Raw genomic sequence first — 14,894 nt, forward strand, 5'->3', positions numbered from 1 at the left:
AAGGTTTGCAGAGGTTTTCCTGCGCTCCATCGCTTTTCGTCTCGCCAGAGTCACAAAAACTTGGCACTGATTCGCCATGCCGAGGCTGTTCACAGCTCTGGAGATACCCGCCGAGGTCGCCTCGACGCTGACGCTGCATCGGGGCGGACTCGTTGGTGCGCGCTGGATCGAGCCGGCCGACTATCACGTTACCTTGCGCTTCCTCGGCGATGTCGACCGCCGCATGGCCCATGATGTCGACAGCTTTCTCGCCGATCTGCAGACACAGCCCTTCGAGGTGACGCTCGACGCATTGGGCAGTTTCGGGGGCGACAAGCCGCGCGCCGTGTTTGCGCGGGTGCAACCCAGTCGCCAGCTCAGCGAGCTCCAGGCCGATATCGAGCGCCTGATGCGCCGCCTCGGATTACCGGCGGAAGGGCGCAAATTCGTGCCGCATGTCACGCTTGCCCGGCTGCGCGATACCTCGCCTGTCGAGGTTGCGCATTATCTGGCGATGCATCCTATCGTCCGGCCGATCGCCTTCACGGCCCGGCGCTTCACCCTGATGTCATCGCGGGATTCGATCGGCGGCGGGCCTTATGTGCTTGAGGCCGCCTATCCGCTTGGCCCATCCTACCCCAACCGGCTGCCGCGAAGCGATTTCCAGCGGAGATGATCATGCGCAAGCGACTGAGTGCCGAAGCTCGCAACGAAGCGCTCATGACGCTGGTGGGCTGGAAACTGGTCGAGGGTCGTGAGGCCATCGCCAAGCGCTTCATCTTCCATGATTTCAATGAGGCCTTCGGCTGGATGAGCCGCGTCGCGCTGCTGGCCGAAAGGATGGACCATCATCCGGAATGGTCGAATGTCTACAAGACGGTCGAGGTGACGTTGGCTACGCATGATGCCGGCGGGCTGACCGAGCTCGACGTCAAGCTCGCCCGCGCCATGGACGCCATGGCCGGCTGATCAGCCAGCCCTGCCCCAGATCGCGACACGGCGCGCAATACCGGGTGGAAGTCGCTTGGCCGCGCTCTTCAGAACGGGCCGCAAGCGTTGGAAACCGACGCTGCAGGCGAGCCGCCCCTTGAGGGAGAGCGGCAGCAGGAGGTCGCTGACACCGGTCTGCCCGTCGGCGTGTTCGAGCTTGTAGGCATCCGACGGGGCCAGCAGGTCGAACACGGCATTGCCGCGTGCCCTGGCGCTGGCGAAGCTGTGATGAATCAGGATGCTGCCGACGCCGCCCCGCTCGAAATCGGGATGGGCTGCGAGGACATGGCCGAAGCTGCGGCCCTTGCAGTCAAGCGAGAGGTCGATGCCGACCGGGGCGCCATCGCAGCATATTGCGGAGACGCGCAGCGAACTCCCCCCGTCCGCATCTCCGGCAAAATCCCGAAAGAAGGCCGCGAAGCGAGGATCGTCGATCGTCGGCGCGACGGTGCCATGGCGCAGCAGCGAGGCTTGCTTGAACRCCACGGCGTCGCCGGCGAGGGCTGCGGCGGCGGGACCGGGCGGCGGCGCCTCGAAGCTGATCGTGCCGCGTTCCTCGAGCCGGCGCAGGCGCCGACGGTAATTCGAGCGCTCGCGGGCCGGGTAGGCGCTGCTCGGGCCGTTCGTGCCGACCCGCCAGACCAGATCGGCAAAGGGGGCGTTGAGCTGCTCGATCGGCATCGCTTCACCGAGCAGGCCGGAGGCGGCGAGAATGGAGTCTGCTCGCAGTTTGCGCGCCTCGAACAGATCGGCGCCCAGTGCGCGCACGGCGCGCCATGCTGCCCGCACCAGAGTATCGCGGTCGGGGCCGGGCTCGACGAGGATGTCACCGAACTGCGCGACCGGGATGCCCATGAAGCGGAGCGTCTCGAGGCTGCAGCGGCGCTGCCGGACGAGTGGCCAGATCATCGCAAGGACACCGTGGCGGCGTGCAATGACGATACTGAGCCGGCCATGCCCCTCGAGATAATGCGCGGCCCAGTGCTTCAGGAAGACGTGGCTCTGGAAGACCTGATGCGGCAGGGCCGCACGTGCAAAGAACGCGTCCCATTCCGGCTGGAGTGCGAGGAAACCATCGCGCTCGGTTATGACCTCTGTCGTCACGGCTCCGCCGATCTCAGAGCCTTCCCGCCGCTTGCTCATCATTGGGCTCCGGCGCGCAGATGCGCGATCAGCCGCCTCGACCCTGTGATCGGGAAGCGGGCGAGATAGGGCAGGAGCAGCAGGGGGTGCCTGGCCGCGAAGGGCGCGTCATGCTCGACCATGTGGCGGATGGCGATGACAGGCAGAGGCGCGCGCAGCGGCCGGAAATCCGAATTCCAAAGGCCTGGCGCCTCCGACGTCGCATGCATCAGCCCGATCATGCGGTTGCGCCGCAGCGAGTAGAATTTGTGACGGTCCTGGACGCGCTTGAGCATGGCGATGCCGTCCGGGCTGTCGCATTTCGGAAAGCCGATGATCACCGTGCGGAAGTGCTGCATGCCGGCCTTGCAGGGGATGGCGTCGAGTGCACCGAAACCGCTCCGAACCAGGGCGAAGGCCGCATCCTCATCCGTGGCGCGTTGATTGGAAATGCCGAGGCGGACCGTATCGAGCCGGGCCGCCTGGCGTGTGAAGGGGCAGACGGCGCCGGTCCTGCCGAGATCGGCATGACCTCTCATCAGATAGTCTTCGACCCAGGAGAGCAATGTCGCCAGTGGTGCATCCGGGGCGGCCTCACGCGCGGATTGGCGTGCAGCTTCGAGCGTCATGAGCCCATCGGGGCTGGCTCTGCTGCTCAAGGTCGCTGTCTCCGGCATCAATGCACGCTCCGGTTGCTGTTCCCTAGCGATAGCAAGCTCAAATTAGCGAAGGGTTGATGACGGTTCGCCCTGTTCGACAGCGGCGTTAGGATTCCCGAAAGATTTGCTCCAGCCGCAGCGCCCAAGCGCCTCCAGCATGTGCGAAGGCGGGGGCGCCTCGACTCTGACCGGCTCGCGCTTGCGATAGAGCGGAACGCTGACAGCGCGGGCATGGAGCTGGAGTCCAGGTCCGCCGTCCCGCGGCGCCGAGCCGTAGACTTCGTCGCCCAGCATCGGCCAGCCGGAGGCCGCGCAATGCACCCGCAATTGATGCGTGCGGCCGGTGAGCGGCTCGAGTTCGAGCCATGTCAAACCCTCCGCGCGACCCAGCACCCGATAACGGGTTTGTGAAGGCAATCCCTCCGGGTCGACCTTCATCCACCAGCCGCGTTCGGGAGAGCGCCTGGCGAGGGGCAGATCGATCATGCCTTCGTCGTCCTGCGGGGCGCCCTCGACGATAGCCCAATAGGTCTTGTCGATGCGGCCGTCGCGGAACAGCTGGTTGAGCTCGGCCATTGCGCGTGGGTGGCGGCCGAGGATGAGGCAGCCGGACGTATCCTTGTCGAGCCGGTGGGCGGCTTCTGGCCGTCGCGGCAGACCAAAGCGCAGGGCGTCGAGATAATCGGTCAGCACGGGAATGACGCGGCGCTTTGCCTGCGGGCCGCGATGCGAGGGCAGGCCGGCGGGCTTGTCGATCACCAGCATCATCGCGTCGCGATAGAGCAGTGGCACCGGCAGGGCGGCTTCTGGGGTCTCGCGCGAAATTGCTGGTTGATCCGGTCTGCTCATGGCATTGCGCTATCCAAACCAGCGGTGTGGCGCAACTCGGGCGCCTGGCCTGCAGGATGACGGGACGAGTGATGAGCGAGAGCGAACCGAAAAAGCGCGGCTTCTTTTCGAGGCTGTTCGGGCTGGAGCAGGAACAGTCCAAGCCCGCTCCTGAGAGCGCAGCCGAGCCCTCCCCGGATTTGCCGGATGCCGCAGCCGAGCCGGCTCCTGACGCTGTACCCGATGCCCCAATCGCCCCCGATCTGCTGATCGGCGAGGCTGCGCCCTTGCCGATCGCGACGCCGGAGGTTGAAGCCGAACCGGAGCCCGCGCCGGTTTCGCCCATGGCATCCGGACAGACCGCGGAGCCGAGCCCGGCGCCGCAGCCGAAGCGCAGCTGGTGGCGCAGGCTGGCGGACGGGCTCTCCCGTACCTCCTCGGCGCTGACCACCGGCATCACGGAGCTCTTCACCAAGCGCAAGCTCAATGCCGCGACGCTGGAGGATCTCGAAGACATCCTGATCCAGGCCGATCTTGGCCTCGCCACCTCGGCGCGCGTCGCCAAGGCGGTGGGCGAGGGACGCTATGACAAGCAGATCGAGCCGGAGGAGGTGAAGGCCATCCTGGCGCGCGAGGTCGAGAGCATTCTGACGCCGGTGGCGCACCCCTTGACGATCGATGCCACGAAAAAGCCGTTCGTGATCCTGATGGTCGGGGTTAATGGCTCCGGCAAGACGACGACGATCGGCAAGCTGGCTGCGAAATTCCGTGCCGAAGGCAAGTCGGTGATGCTCGCTGCGGGCGATACGTTCCGCGCAGCTGCGATCGAGCAGCTCAAGGTCTGGGGCGAGCGCACGGGTGCGGAGGTTGTATTTGGTCAGCAGGGTGCGGATGCGTCGGGTTTGGCCTTTGAGGCGCTGCAGAAAGCCAGGGCCAACGGGGTCGATATCCTTCTCGTGGACACGGCCGGCCGGCTGCAGAACAAGGCAGGGTTGATGGACGAGCTCGCCAAAGTGGTGCGGGTGATCCGCAAGCTCGACGCGGAGGCGCCGCATGCAGCCTTGCTGGTGCTCGACGCGACGGTGGGCCAGAATGCGATCTCGCAGGTCGAGGCCTTTCGCGAGACGGCTGGCGTGACCGGGCTGGTGATGACGAAGCTCGACGGCACGGCGCGTGGCGGCATCCTCGTGGCGCTCGCCGCCCAGTTTGGCTTGCCGGTGCATTTCATCGGCGTCGGCGAGAGTGTCGAGGATCTGGAACCATTCTCCGCACGTGATTTTGCACGAGCGGTTGCTGGATTGGGAGAAGCCGCGTGAGCGAGAGTCTGGCCGAGACGACTAAGGACAAGGGCGTTAACCCGCTGCTCAAGCTCGGCCTCGAGTTCGGGCCGCTGGCCATCTTCTTTTTCGCCAACTCCTATGGCGACCGCCTGTTCGGCGTCGCCGAAGACCGGCGCATCTTTGTTGCGACCGGCATCTTCATCGTGGCGTCGCTTGTCTCGCTCGCCCTGTCGCGTGTGTTGCTCCACCATCTGCCGCGCATGGCGATCGTAAACGCGGTCGTGGTGACGGTCTTTGGTGGGCTGACGCTGGCGCTCGACGATGCCTTCTTCATCAAGGTGAAGCCGACCATCGTCAACACGCTGTTCGGCTGCATCCTGCTTGGCGGACTGTTCTTCGGGCGTTCGCTGCTGGCGCTGGTGCTCGAAACTGTCCTGCAGCTCGACGAGGAGGGCTGGCGCAAGCTCACCTTCCGCTGGGGCCTGTTCTTCTTCGTCCTTGCCGCGTTGAACGAGATCGTCTGGCGTACGCAGACGCAGGATTTCTGGGTCGCCTTCAAGGTCTGGGGCGTGATGCCGCTGACCATGGCCTTTGCCCTGGCTCAGACGCCGCTGATCCTGAAGCATGAGATCAAGCCGCCAGCGACGCCCGGAAAATAGGGCGTCCCTGCAAGGGGCGGCACGGCTGCCCGCTGCGTTGTGGCCTCGTCCGCCAGCGATGAAGAGGCTGGCGCCATGTTCTGCGCCGCGCTCCCTTGAGCCTCGGGCGTAAGCACGAGGCGGCGACGCGATGCGGTGGGACCTCTACCGCGACAAGACGGGTGCAAGGTCTTCAGGATTATTTGACGCAGCGCGCTATTTCGGTGCCAGCCGGATCGCGCCATCGAGGCGGATTGCCGTGCCGTTCAGCATGTCGTTCTCGACGATGCTCCTGACCAGCGCGGCATATTCGGCGGGGCGGCCGAGGCGCGAGGGATGCGGGATCGAGGCTTCCAGCGCCTGGCGATAGTCGTCCGGTACCGACGCGAACATCGGAGTCTCGAACAGGCCGGGCATGATCGTCATGACGCGGATGCCAAGCTGGGCGAGGTCACGCGCGATCGGTAGGGTCATGCCGACAATGCCGCCCTTCGAGGCGGAATAGGCCGCCTGGCCGATCTGGCCATCCTCGGCCGCGACCGAAGCCGTGCAGATGAAGACTCCGCGCCCGCCATCGGGCGTGACCGGTGGCTCCGCGGCGAGTGCGAGCGCCGAGCGTGCGATCATGCGGAAAGTGCCGGCGAGATTGACGGCGAGCGTCTTCTCGAAGGTCGCGAGGTCGTGGGCCACGAGTTCGCCGGTCTCCCGCTTCTTCGAGACGACACGGCGGCCCGGGGCGATTCCGGCGCAATTCACCAGGATGCGCTCGATGCCATGCGCCTGACGAGCCGTGAGCAGGGCTTCGTCGACCGAGGCATCGTTCGAGACATCGCAAAGGGCAAAGATGCCGCCGATTTCGCTCGCCACCTGTTTGCCGCGCTCGGCATTCATGTCGAAGATGGCGACCTTSGCGCCCTGGGAGGCGAGCATGCGTGCGGTGCCTTCGCCGAGGCCGGACGCGCCGCCGGTGACGACGGCCGCGATGGACGAATCGAGCTTCATGTCAGGTCCCTGTTCGCAAAAATGGCTGGACCAGCCTTAATCCGCGCCATCGGCTGCTCCAAGGACGATTCTTGGCGCAACCCTTGTGCAGCCTTGCGTCCGGGGCCACATTTTCGGCGTGGGAAATGTGTATTCCGCACTGGGCCGGGGTTTTCAGGTCCTTCCACGGAGTGAGGAATGAGCGAGGGTTTCAGTTCGCGTTTCAGCGCCGAAGAGATGGCGGCGATCCGGCGGAGCCTGCGCGACGAAGCGCGTTTCGGCGCCGATCTGATGAGCCTTCTCAAGCGGGTCGCCAAGCGCATCCCCTTTGCCGAGGATCTGCTGGCAGCCTATTTCTGCACCCGCGATCCGGCGACGCCCCGGCGTGTCCGGCTGACATTGCTGGCCGCGCTCGGCTATTTCGTGCTGCCGATCGATGCGATTCCCGACATCATGCCGATCCTTGGCTTTAGCGACGATGCGGCCGTGATGGCGGCTGCGATCGCCGCGGTCGCGGGGTCGATCACGCCGGAGCATCGCCAGAAGGCGCAGGACACGCTGGCGGGGCTTTGAGCCCCGTTCAGGGCGTCAGGACGATTTTGCCCTGCGCCTTGCGATCCCCGATCATCGCAAACGCTTCCGCAGCGCGTTCGAGCGGGAAGGTGGCGTGGACATGGGCGCTGATGCGCCCGGCTGCGGCCCATTCCAGCAGTCGTTCCATGTTGCGGCGATGCGCCGCCGGTTCGCGCGCGACGAACTCACCCCAGAACACGCCGCGCAGGTCGCAGCTCCTGAGGAGCAGCAGGTTGAGTGGAATCTTCGGGATCGCGCCGCCGGCAAAGCCAACAACGAGGTAGCGCCCCTCCCAGGCCATGGCGCGCAATGCCGGCTCGGCGAGATCGCCGCCAACCGTGTCGTAGAGCACGTCGACGCCACGATTCTCCGTCAGGCGGCGCAGGCCCGCCTTCACATCCTCGATGCTGTAGTCGATCTCCTCCTGGGCGCCATGTTCACGTGCCAGCGCCAGCTTCTCCGGCGATGAGGCGCAGGCGATGACATGGCCGCCGAGCAAGGCGCCGATCTCGACGGCGGCCAGGCCGGCGCCGCCGCCTGCGCCGAGAATGGCCAGTGTTTCGCCGGCCTTGAGCCCGGCGCGCTGGATGAGACCGTGCATCGCGGTGCCATAGGTCACGAAAAGCCCGGCGGCCTGCGCGTCATCAAGGGTATCCGGCACGCGTACGATCGCCCGAGAGGAGACCGCGACCTTTTCACGCGCTCCACCATGCCCGAGCCATACGGCGACACGCTCGCCGATGCGCCAGCCTTCGACATCGCGGCCGATCGCGCTGATGATGCCCGCGCATTCGCCTGCTGGCGAGAAGGGCAGGGGCGGCTTGGTCTGGTAGCGATTCTGGATGATCAGCGTGTCGAAGAAGTTCAGCGCCGCCGCCTTGACGGTGATGACGACCTCGCCTGGGCCCGGCTTCGGATCGGGCAGTTCACGGATCACCAGGTTTTCTGCCGGCCCGTGGGTCTCGCAAAGCAGTGCTTTCATCTCGTCGCACCGTCCTCAGCCTGGCTTGTGCCCGCGATACCATCCGGACAACGCTGGTCACCGCCTGTTTCCCGGCGGATTGTGCCACGGCCCCGGTGCGGACGGAACCTTGTTCGCGGCAGCGTCATATTCGCATTTTCGCCAGGATCGTGACATCCTATGGTTCAGGCATTCTTGAGATTCCGCGCAAAATGCTTCGGAAATAGAGATGCTGTTAACATTTCTGCTGATTGATGGCGGTCGATGATTCTCAACTACTTCCGAACCGGCGTCACCGCCACCCGGCATGCGAAACTGGCTTCGGCGCTGGTCGCGCTGGCTTTGCCGTTTCTGATTTCCCCGGCCCAGGCGCAGCGAGCGCCTGCTCCGGCCCAACGCGCTGCGGCTTCGGGCCAGGCCCAGGCGATGCTGCTCGAGACGGCCGGAAAGTGGCAGGCTTTCTCGTCGCAGCAGGGGCGATCCAAGGTCTGCTACGCGCTTTCCAAGGCGGAAACCCGCATTCCCGCCAATCTCAAGGATGTCGAAGGCATGCTCTTCGTCTCCAGCCGCCCCACCGAAGGGGTGCGCAACGAGATCAGCCTGGTGATGAATTTCGACCTCAAGGAAGATGTCGAGCATCAGGCGATCATCGGCAATGAGCGCTTCGCGCTGGTCGCAAAGGGCCAGAACATGTGGCTCAAGAACCCGGCTGAGGAAGGCCGCATGCTCGACGCGCTGCGCAAGGGCGCGAGCCTCGAGGTCAAGGGCATGTCGAAACGCGGCAATCCGACCAGCGACAAATATTCGCTCGCCGGCCTCAACCAGATCGTCAAGCGCGCCGAAGACGCCTGCAAGTAGCGCGGGCAGGCGGCGCATTTCCGCCGATTTCGCGCTTTATGCGGATTATGATATGAGCCCGCTGAGCGCGGGCGCATGATGCCCGCTTGAGCCCGAGTTCCGATGTCCCTGTCCGTCCCTGCTTCCCCCGCTCCGGCGGCCGAACCCGTTTTGCGACCTGCCTCGCTGGTCGGGCGCACACGCGCCGGCCTGTCCGATGCGCTGGCTGAAATCGGCGTTTCCGAGAGGGAGCGACGCATGCGCGTCGGCCAGCTCTGGAACTGGATCTATCATTACGGCGTCCGCGATTTCTCCGCGATGACGACGATCAGCAAGGTCTTGCGCGCTGCGCTGGCCGAGCGCTTCACGCTCGATCTGCCGGAGGTTACAGCCGAGCAGGTCTCGAGCGACGGCACACGCAAATGGCTGCTGCGGATGCCTCCGGTCGGTGCACGCGATCGCGGTGCCGAGATCGAATGCGTCTATATCCCCGAGGTCGACCGCGGCACGCTCTGTGTCTCGAGCCAGGTCGGCTGCACGCTCAGCTGCACCTTCTGCCACACCGGTACGCAGCGCCTGGTGCGCAACCTCACCACCGAGGAGATCGTGGCGCAGCTGATGGTGGCGCGCGATCGTCTCGGCGACTTCCCCGGGCGCACCCCGCCCGAGGGTGCCTTCGTGCCGAATGATGGTGGCCGCTTCGTCTCGAACATCGTCTTCATGGGCATGGGCGAGCCGCTCTACAATTTCGACGGCGTCCGCGATGCGATCGACGTGATCTCGGACAATGAGGGCTTATCACTCGGCCGTCGCCGCATCACGGTTTCGACCTCCGGCGTGGTGCCGCAGATCGAAGCGCTCGGCGCGGAGATGGGCACGATGCTGGCGATCTCGCTGCATGCCGTGCGCGACGACCTGCGCAATGAACTGGTGCCGCTGAACAAGAAGTATCCGATCCGCGACCTGCTCGAAGCTTGCCGCAACTATCCCGGCCTGTCGAACGCCAAGCGCATCACCTTCGAATACGTGATGCTGAAGGGCGTCAACGACAGCGATGCCGAGGCGCGCGAGCTCGTCAGGCTGCTCAAGGGCATTCCGGCCAAGATCAACCTGATCCCGTTCAATCCCTGGCCCGGCACGCGCTATGAATGCTCTGACTGGGACCGGATCGAGCGCTTCTCCGAGATCGTCTACCGCGCAGGCTATGCCTCGCCGGTGCGTACGCCACGCGGGCGCGACATCCTCGCCGCCTGCGGCCAGCTCAAGAGCGAGACTGAAAAGCTCTCGGCGCGTGCCCGGCTGATGCTGGAGCAGAGCGAGGCCGAAGCTGCGGCGCTGGCGGGCTGACATATGCTGCGTTGGCTGCTGTTGATTCCATTCGCGTTGCTCGTTGCGATGGGATCGGGGATGTTTGCCCTGCTCATCGCCAGCGTGGTTTCGCCTGACATCGCCCTGCTGATCGGCGGCGGCTTCGAGCGCCTGCTCACAGCGCTCTTCGCCCAGGCCGAGAGCGGCTTCGATCCCGGCCCCACGGCGGAAGCTGCCTTCACACTGCTCGGCCGGCTGGGCTTTGCAATCATGGTCGCGCCGGTCGTGCTCGTCGCTATCGGCTCCGAGCTCTTCCGCATCCGCAGCGGGCTCATCCAGAGCGGGCTGACAGGCACCCTCGCGGCGCTGCTGCCGCTCGCCATGCTGCGGCTGTCACGCGCACCGACGGCGAGCGAGACACAGATCATCGCAGCGCTGTTCCTGGTCGGGGCCGCCACCGGCTTCGTCTACTGGCTGATCGCGGGGCGCGGCGCGGGTGGGGAGCGCCCGGTCGGGCAGGTTTAACGCCTGCCGCCTGTCTCGGGCGCAGCGCCGACCCGAGACACTCCGAAGCCGATGAGGCCCGGAATTCGCCCGGGCATGATGTGCCGGACCCGCTACATCATCGGACCGGATATCGTATCCGGTCCGATGATCTAACCTTCTGTGTTTGCATCGGCTTTTCCGAAAACCGCAATCCACTTTTCGGGCCGATGCTTTAGTCGCCGATCGCCACCCCCTCGCGCCGGCCATCGGCTCCCCCGACAAAGCCTTCAGGGGTCTTGACGATCGCCTGGATGCCGGAGGTCATTTCCAGCAGCCTGACCTCATGGCCCTTGGCCTCGAGCGCTGTCTTCCAGGCCTCGGCCTCAGTGCCCTTTTCAAGCTCGGTGGGGCCATTGCGGCTGCCGAAATTGGCGAAGTCGACGGCGGCCTGCGGATACATCTTCCAGTCCAGCAGGGCGACCAGTGTCTTGCCGACAAAGCCAATGATCTGGCTGCCGCCGGGGGAGCCGACCACGGCGTAGAGGCGGCCAAAGGCATCGAACACCAGGGTCGGCGCCATCGACGAACGCGGGCGCTTCCCGCCCTCGACGCGGTTGGCGACGGGCTTGCCCTCCTCCTCCGGAGCGAAATTGAAATCGGTCAGCTCATTGTTGAGCAGAAAGCCGCCCTTGGTCATCTGCCGCGAGCCGAAGCCATCCTCGATCGTCGTAGTCATTGAGACCGCATTGCCGTCGGCGTCGATCACCGAGATATGGCTCGTGCCGTTCTCGATGCCGTCCGAGGGGGCAAAGAGCTGAGCCCGCTTGTTGGGAGGATCGCCGGCTTTGGCGCGGCCCATCGACTTGTCGGGACTGACGAGCCCGGCGCGCGAGCGGATGTAATCGCGGTCGATCAAGCCGCTGACGGGCACGCTGACGAAGGCCGGGTCGGCGAGGAAGAGCGCGCGATCGGCGAAGGCGAGGCGACCTGCCTCGCTGAACCAGTGTGCACTTTCGGCAGAAGGGCCGAGCCGGGCCATGTTCTGGGTTTCGAGGATGCCGAGCATCTGCTGGACGGCGATCGCGCCGGAGCTCGGCGGCCCCATGCCGCAAATCCGCCAGACCCGATAGGAGCCGCAGACGGCCTCTCGCTCTTCGACCTTGTAGGCTTGCAGATCGGCCAGCGTCATATCGCCGGGGTTGGTCTTGTGACCGGTCACGGTCGAGACGATGTCCTCGGCGATCGGCCCGGAGTAGAAGGCGTCGGACCCTCTCTCGGCGATGGCACGAAGTGTTGCGGCGAAGGCCGGATTCTTCAGGACCGTGCCGACCGCCTTGGCCTTGCCGTCCGGCTCGTAGAAATAGGCGAAGGCGCGCGGGTCCTTTGCGAGATTTGTCTCACCGGAAAGCAGGCCGTTGAGGCGCGGAGAGATGGTGAAGCCCTCTTCCGCCAGCTTGATCGCGGGGGCTATGACGGTGGCCCAGGGCAGTCTGCCCCAGCGCTTATGCGCCTCCTCCAGCAGCTTGACCGTGCCGGGCACGCCGACCGATCGTCCGCCGACGACGGCGTCGATGAACTTCATCGGCTTGCCGTCGGCGCCGATGAAGCGGTCGGGCCTGGCTGCCTGGGGAGCCCGCTCGCGGCCGTCCAGCGTGACGAGTGCTCGTCCGGCCTCGTCCCAGTGCACGAAGAAGGCACCGCCACCGATGCCCGAGCTCTGCGGCTCGACCAGATTGAGAACGAGCTGGATCGCGATCGCAGCGTCGGTCGCGCTGCCGCCGGCGCGCAGGATCTCGCGGCCGGCGCTGGCGGCGAGCGGATTGGCCGCCGCCGCCATGTAGCGCTGCGCGGTGCCGACGGGTTTGGCGATGCGGCCGGTCGCAGCTTCGGGCGCGGGTGCAAGGGGCTGTGAGGCCGCTCCTCCTGCCCAAAGGGCACTGGCTGCGGCCAGCGCAAGGAGGGCTGATCGTCCGGCGGAGCGTGATGTGGAGAAGGAGAGGTTCATGCTGGCGATCTCCCGCTGCAGGCTGACGCCCATCCCAGCAGTGGAAGGGCTGCGGTGCAAGGCCCGGATAACGCAACGGGTGATTGTACGAGCTGCCTTTCACCCGCTCGAGCGGAGCGCTAAGCTCCGAATCGATCGCTCGATCATTGCCAAAAGGGGCATCGACATGTCGTTCGCGCTCTCCACCGTTCGTCGCCGCAGCCTTGCGCTTGCGGCCGTCACCCTCTTCGGCCTTATGCTCGCGGGCTGCGGTATCAACAATGTGCCGACACTCGAGGAGAGGGCCAAAGCGGCCTGGAGCGAGGTCCAGAACCAGTATCAACGCCGCGCCGACCTGATCCCCAATCTGGTCGAGACCGTGAAGGGCTATGCCTCGCAGGAGCGCGAGGTGCTGACCCAGGTGATCGAGGCGCGCGCCAAGGCGACGCAGGTCAAGGTCGACGCGTCGACCATCACAGATCCCGCGAAGTTCAAGGAGTATCAGGATGCGCAGAATGCCCTGACGGGCGCTCTGGGACGGCTCCTGGTCACGGTCGAGCGCTATCCTGAGCTCAAGTCGAACCAGAACTTTCTCGCCCTGCAGTCGCAGCTCGAAGGCACCGAGAACCGTGTTGCGGTAGCCCGGCGCGACTACATCCAGGCGGTGCAGAGCTTCAACACCGAGATCCGCACCTTCCCCGGCGTGATCTGGGCGCGGCTGTTCTGGGGCGCCAAGGCGATGGAAACCTTCTCCGCGGCGGCGGGCGCGGAGAAGCCGCCAGAGGTGAAGTTCTAAGCGGGCCCCGGGGTGCCCCGGCTCGCTCACCGAACAGGTCGGGTAGCCCCTCTTCCAGAAGGGAGAGGGGTTCTCCGTTATCTCTCCCTGTTGCTTGTCCTGCTCTGGGCCGGCTTCGCGCTTGCGGCCGATCCCAATTTTCCTGCCCTGACCGGCCGCATCGTCGACAACGCCAATCTGCTCGATGCCGCGGCGCGCAGCCGCATCGAGCAGAAGCTGCAGGCCCATGAGGCCAAGACCAGCGATCAGGTCGTGGTTGCGACCGTGCCGTCGCTCCAAGGCTACGCCGTCGAAGATTTCAGCAATCGCCTGTTCCGGCACTGGCAGCTCGGCGAGAAGGCCAGGAATAACGGCGTGCTGCTGCTCGTCGCGCCGAACGAGCGCAAGGTCCGCATCGAGGTCGGTTATGGGCTGGAGGGCGCGCTCACGGACGCGCTCTCGAAGGTCATCATCACCACCGCGGTGGCACCGAAATTCAAGACGGGTGATTTTGCCGGCGGCATCGAGGGCGGCGTCGACGCGATCCTAAGCATTCTGGCTGGAGATGCCGAGGAATGGCAGCGCCGCGCGACCGTCCGCAGTGACGAGAGCAGCTTTGGGGAGGATGTTGCCGTCATCCTGGTGATGTTCTTCATCTTCATCGTCGTGGTCAGCATCCTGCGTGGGCTGAACCAGCAAGGCGGCGGGCGCGGACACCGGATGCGCGATGGCCGCTGGGTGACGCTGCCGCCGACCAGCTCCGGCTGGGGGACGGGTTCCGGTTCCGGCTGGGGCGGTGGCGGCGGCTGGGGTTCGGGTTCGGGCGGCGGCTTTTCAGGCGGCGGGGGCTCGTCCGGCGGCGGCGGTGCTTCTGGGAGTTGGTGATGGATACGCAAGACCAGGAGGCGATCGCGGAAGCGGTGCGGCAGGCGGAAAGCCTGACCTCCGGCGAGATCGTCGTGGTGATCGACCGCGCTGCAAGCAGCTACCGCACCGTGCCTTTGGTGATGGCACTGGTGCTGGCGCTGTTCGTGCCCTGGCCGTTGCTGATACTGACGGCAACCAGCGCTCCGCGAATCTTCCTGATCCAACTCGTCTGCGCTGCGACTTTGATGGTGACGCTGCTCTGGTATGGGCGCGGTGGGCGATTCGTGCCTGGCTTCATCAAGCGCCGGCGGGCCCATGACGTTGCGCTGCGCGAGTTCACCGCACGCGGCCTTACCCGCACGCGTGGGCGCACCGGCGTCCTGCTCTACATCGCCCTGCAGGAGCGCTATGCCGAAATCGTCGCGGATATCGGAATAGACGAGACGATCGATCAGGCGGTCTGGCGCGGCATCATCGAGCCGCTGCTCGCGGCAGCGAAGGAGGACCGCCTGCGCGAAGGTCTGATCGATGCGGTTGGAGCGGTCGGCAGCGTTCTTGCCCGCCATGCGCCGCCAGCGGCAGACGACGTCGACGAGCTACCGAACAAGGTGGTCCTGCTCTGAAGC

General features: G+C 65.6%; 17 protein-coding genes. 11 read left to right on the top strand and 6 right to left on the bottom strand.

The window, feature by feature from the left end:
• Positions 1 to 76: 76 nt before the first annotated feature.
• On the top strand, positions 77 to 655 hold the full coding sequence (gene thpR / locus AC1DW9_RS31035; protein ID WP_441493299.1) for an RNA 2',3'-cyclic phosphodiesterase: 579 nt from the start codon (positions 77 to 79) through the stop codon (positions 653 to 655).
• 2 nt (positions 656 to 657) lie between these two features.
• Positions 658 to 948 (top strand): 4a-hydroxytetrahydrobiopterin dehydratase, encoded by a 291-nt coding sequence (locus tag AC1DW9_RS31040; RefSeq protein ID WP_043237017.1) that lies wholly within the window; start codon positions 658 to 660, stop codon positions 946 to 948.
• Here AC1DW9_RS31040 and AC1DW9_RS31045 read toward each other — a convergent pair whose 3' ends face one another.
• The 3 genes from AC1DW9_RS31045 to AC1DW9_RS31055 all read right to left on the bottom strand — a co-directional run bounded on the left by AC1DW9_RS31045 (position 949) and on the right by AC1DW9_RS31055 (position 3,599).
• Complete coding sequence (locus AC1DW9_RS31045) at positions 949 to 2,112, bottom strand: GNAT family N-acetyltransferase (protein WP_476855283.1); 1,164 nt, start codon at positions 2,110 to 2,112, stop codon at positions 949 to 951. It lies immediately after the preceding gene.
• The gene (locus AC1DW9_RS31050) at positions 2,112 to 2,750 is read right to left on the bottom strand and encodes a DUF6875 domain-containing protein (protein WP_441508241.1); all 639 of its coding nucleotides are present in this window, start codon (positions 2,748 to 2,750) and stop codon (positions 2,112 to 2,114) included. Before AC1DW9_RS31050 ends, AC1DW9_RS31045 begins: the two co-directional genes overlap by 1 nt.
• Before the next feature lie 63 nt (positions 2,751 to 2,813).
• Entirely contained in the window at positions 2,814 to 3,599 is a 786-nt protein-coding gene (locus AC1DW9_RS31055) for an RluA family pseudouridine synthase (protein WP_441508242.1), read from the bottom strand.
• A 71-nt stretch (positions 3,600 to 3,670) separates the two neighbouring features.
• On the opposite strand from AC1DW9_RS31055, the gene ftsY reads away from it, so the two are divergent.
• Entirely contained in the window at positions 3,671 to 4,894 is a 1,224-nt protein-coding gene (gene ftsY, locus AC1DW9_RS31060) for a signal recognition particle-docking protein FtsY (protein WP_476776989.1), read from the top strand.
• Positions 4,891 to 5,517: a septation protein A gene (locus AC1DW9_RS31065; protein ID WP_441493304.1), complete on the top strand. Its 627-nt coding sequence runs from the start codon at positions 4,891 to 4,893 to the stop codon at positions 5,515 to 5,517. The genes ftsY and AC1DW9_RS31065 overlap by 4 nt, the downstream gene beginning before the upstream one ends.
• Positions 5,518 to 5,712: 195 nt before the next feature.
• Here the strand turns inward: AC1DW9_RS31065 and AC1DW9_RS31070 are convergent, their stop codons facing one another.
• Entirely contained in the window at positions 5,713 to 6,498 is a 786-nt protein-coding gene (locus AC1DW9_RS31070; RefSeq protein WP_441493305.1) for an SDR family NAD(P)-dependent oxidoreductase, read from the bottom strand.
• 177 nt (positions 6,499 to 6,675) lie between these two features.
• On the opposite strand from AC1DW9_RS31070, the gene AC1DW9_RS31075 reads away from it, so the two are divergent.
• Positions 6,676 to 7,050 carry a YkvA family protein gene (locus AC1DW9_RS31075; protein ID WP_069878622.1) on the top strand — a complete coding sequence of 125 codons (375 nt, stop codon included), beginning with the start codon at positions 6,676 to 6,678 and terminating at the stop codon, positions 7,048 to 7,050.
• 7 nt (positions 7,051 to 7,057) lie between these two features.
• Here the strand turns inward: AC1DW9_RS31075 and AC1DW9_RS31080 are convergent, their stop codons facing one another.
• Positions 7,058 to 8,032 (bottom strand): NADPH:quinone oxidoreductase family protein, encoded by a 975-nt coding sequence (locus AC1DW9_RS31080; RefSeq protein WP_441508244.1) that lies wholly within the window; start codon positions 8,030 to 8,032, stop codon positions 7,058 to 7,060.
• Positions 8,033 to 8,275: 243 nt separating this feature from the next.
• Here AC1DW9_RS31080 and AC1DW9_RS31085 point away from each other — a divergent pair, with 243 nt between their 5' ends.
• The 3 genes from AC1DW9_RS31085 to AC1DW9_RS31095 all read left to right on the top strand — a co-directional run bounded on the left by AC1DW9_RS31085 (position 8,276) and on the right by AC1DW9_RS31095 (position 10,681).
• Positions 8,276 to 8,869 (top strand): hypothetical protein, encoded by a 594-nt coding sequence (locus AC1DW9_RS31085; RefSeq protein WP_084651246.1) that lies wholly within the window; start codon positions 8,276 to 8,278, stop codon positions 8,867 to 8,869.
• A 102-nt stretch (positions 8,870 to 8,971) separates the two neighbouring features.
• Positions 8,972 to 10,195 carry a dual-specificity RNA methyltransferase RlmN gene (gene rlmN / locus AC1DW9_RS31090; RefSeq protein WP_441508245.1) on the top strand — a complete coding sequence of 408 codons (1,224 nt, stop codon included), beginning with the start codon at positions 8,972 to 8,974 and terminating at the stop codon, positions 10,193 to 10,195.
• Positions 10,196 to 10,255: 60 nt separating this feature from the next.
• On the top strand, positions 10,256 to 10,681 hold the full coding sequence (locus tag AC1DW9_RS31095; RefSeq protein WP_441493308.1) for a hypothetical protein: 426 nt from the start codon (positions 10,256 to 10,258) through the stop codon (positions 10,679 to 10,681).
• Between the two features lie 193 nt (positions 10,682 to 10,874).
• Here the strand turns inward: AC1DW9_RS31095 and ggt are convergent, their stop codons facing one another.
• Complete coding sequence (gene ggt, locus AC1DW9_RS31100) at positions 10,875 to 12,647, bottom strand: gamma-glutamyltransferase (RefSeq protein WP_441508246.1); 1,773 nt, start codon at positions 12,645 to 12,647, stop codon at positions 10,875 to 10,877.
• A 166-nt stretch (positions 12,648 to 12,813) separates the two neighbouring features.
• Here ggt and AC1DW9_RS31105 point away from each other — a divergent pair, with 166 nt between their 5' ends.
• From AC1DW9_RS31105 to AC1DW9_RS31115, 3 genes are all read left to right on the top strand, one after another.
• Positions 12,814 to 13,422, top strand: a complete 609-nt coding sequence (locus AC1DW9_RS31105; RefSeq protein WP_441508247.1) for a LemA family protein — start codon at positions 12,814 to 12,816, stop codon at positions 13,420 to 13,422.
• 90 nt (positions 13,423 to 13,512) lie between these two features.
• Positions 13,513 to 14,286, top strand: coding sequence for a TPM domain-containing protein (locus tag AC1DW9_RS31110; protein ID WP_441493310.1), 774 nt, complete (start codon positions 13,513 to 13,515; stop codon positions 14,284 to 14,286).
• A complete protein-coding gene (locus tag AC1DW9_RS31115; protein ID WP_441508248.1) occupies positions 14,286 to 14,891 on the top strand; it encodes a TPM domain-containing protein in 606 nt (201 codons plus the stop codon). The genes AC1DW9_RS31110 and AC1DW9_RS31115 overlap by 1 nt, the downstream gene beginning before the upstream one ends.
• Positions 14,892 to 14,894: the final 3 nt, after the last annotated feature.

This window comes from Allobosea sp. P4_E12, from assembly GCF_056401655.1.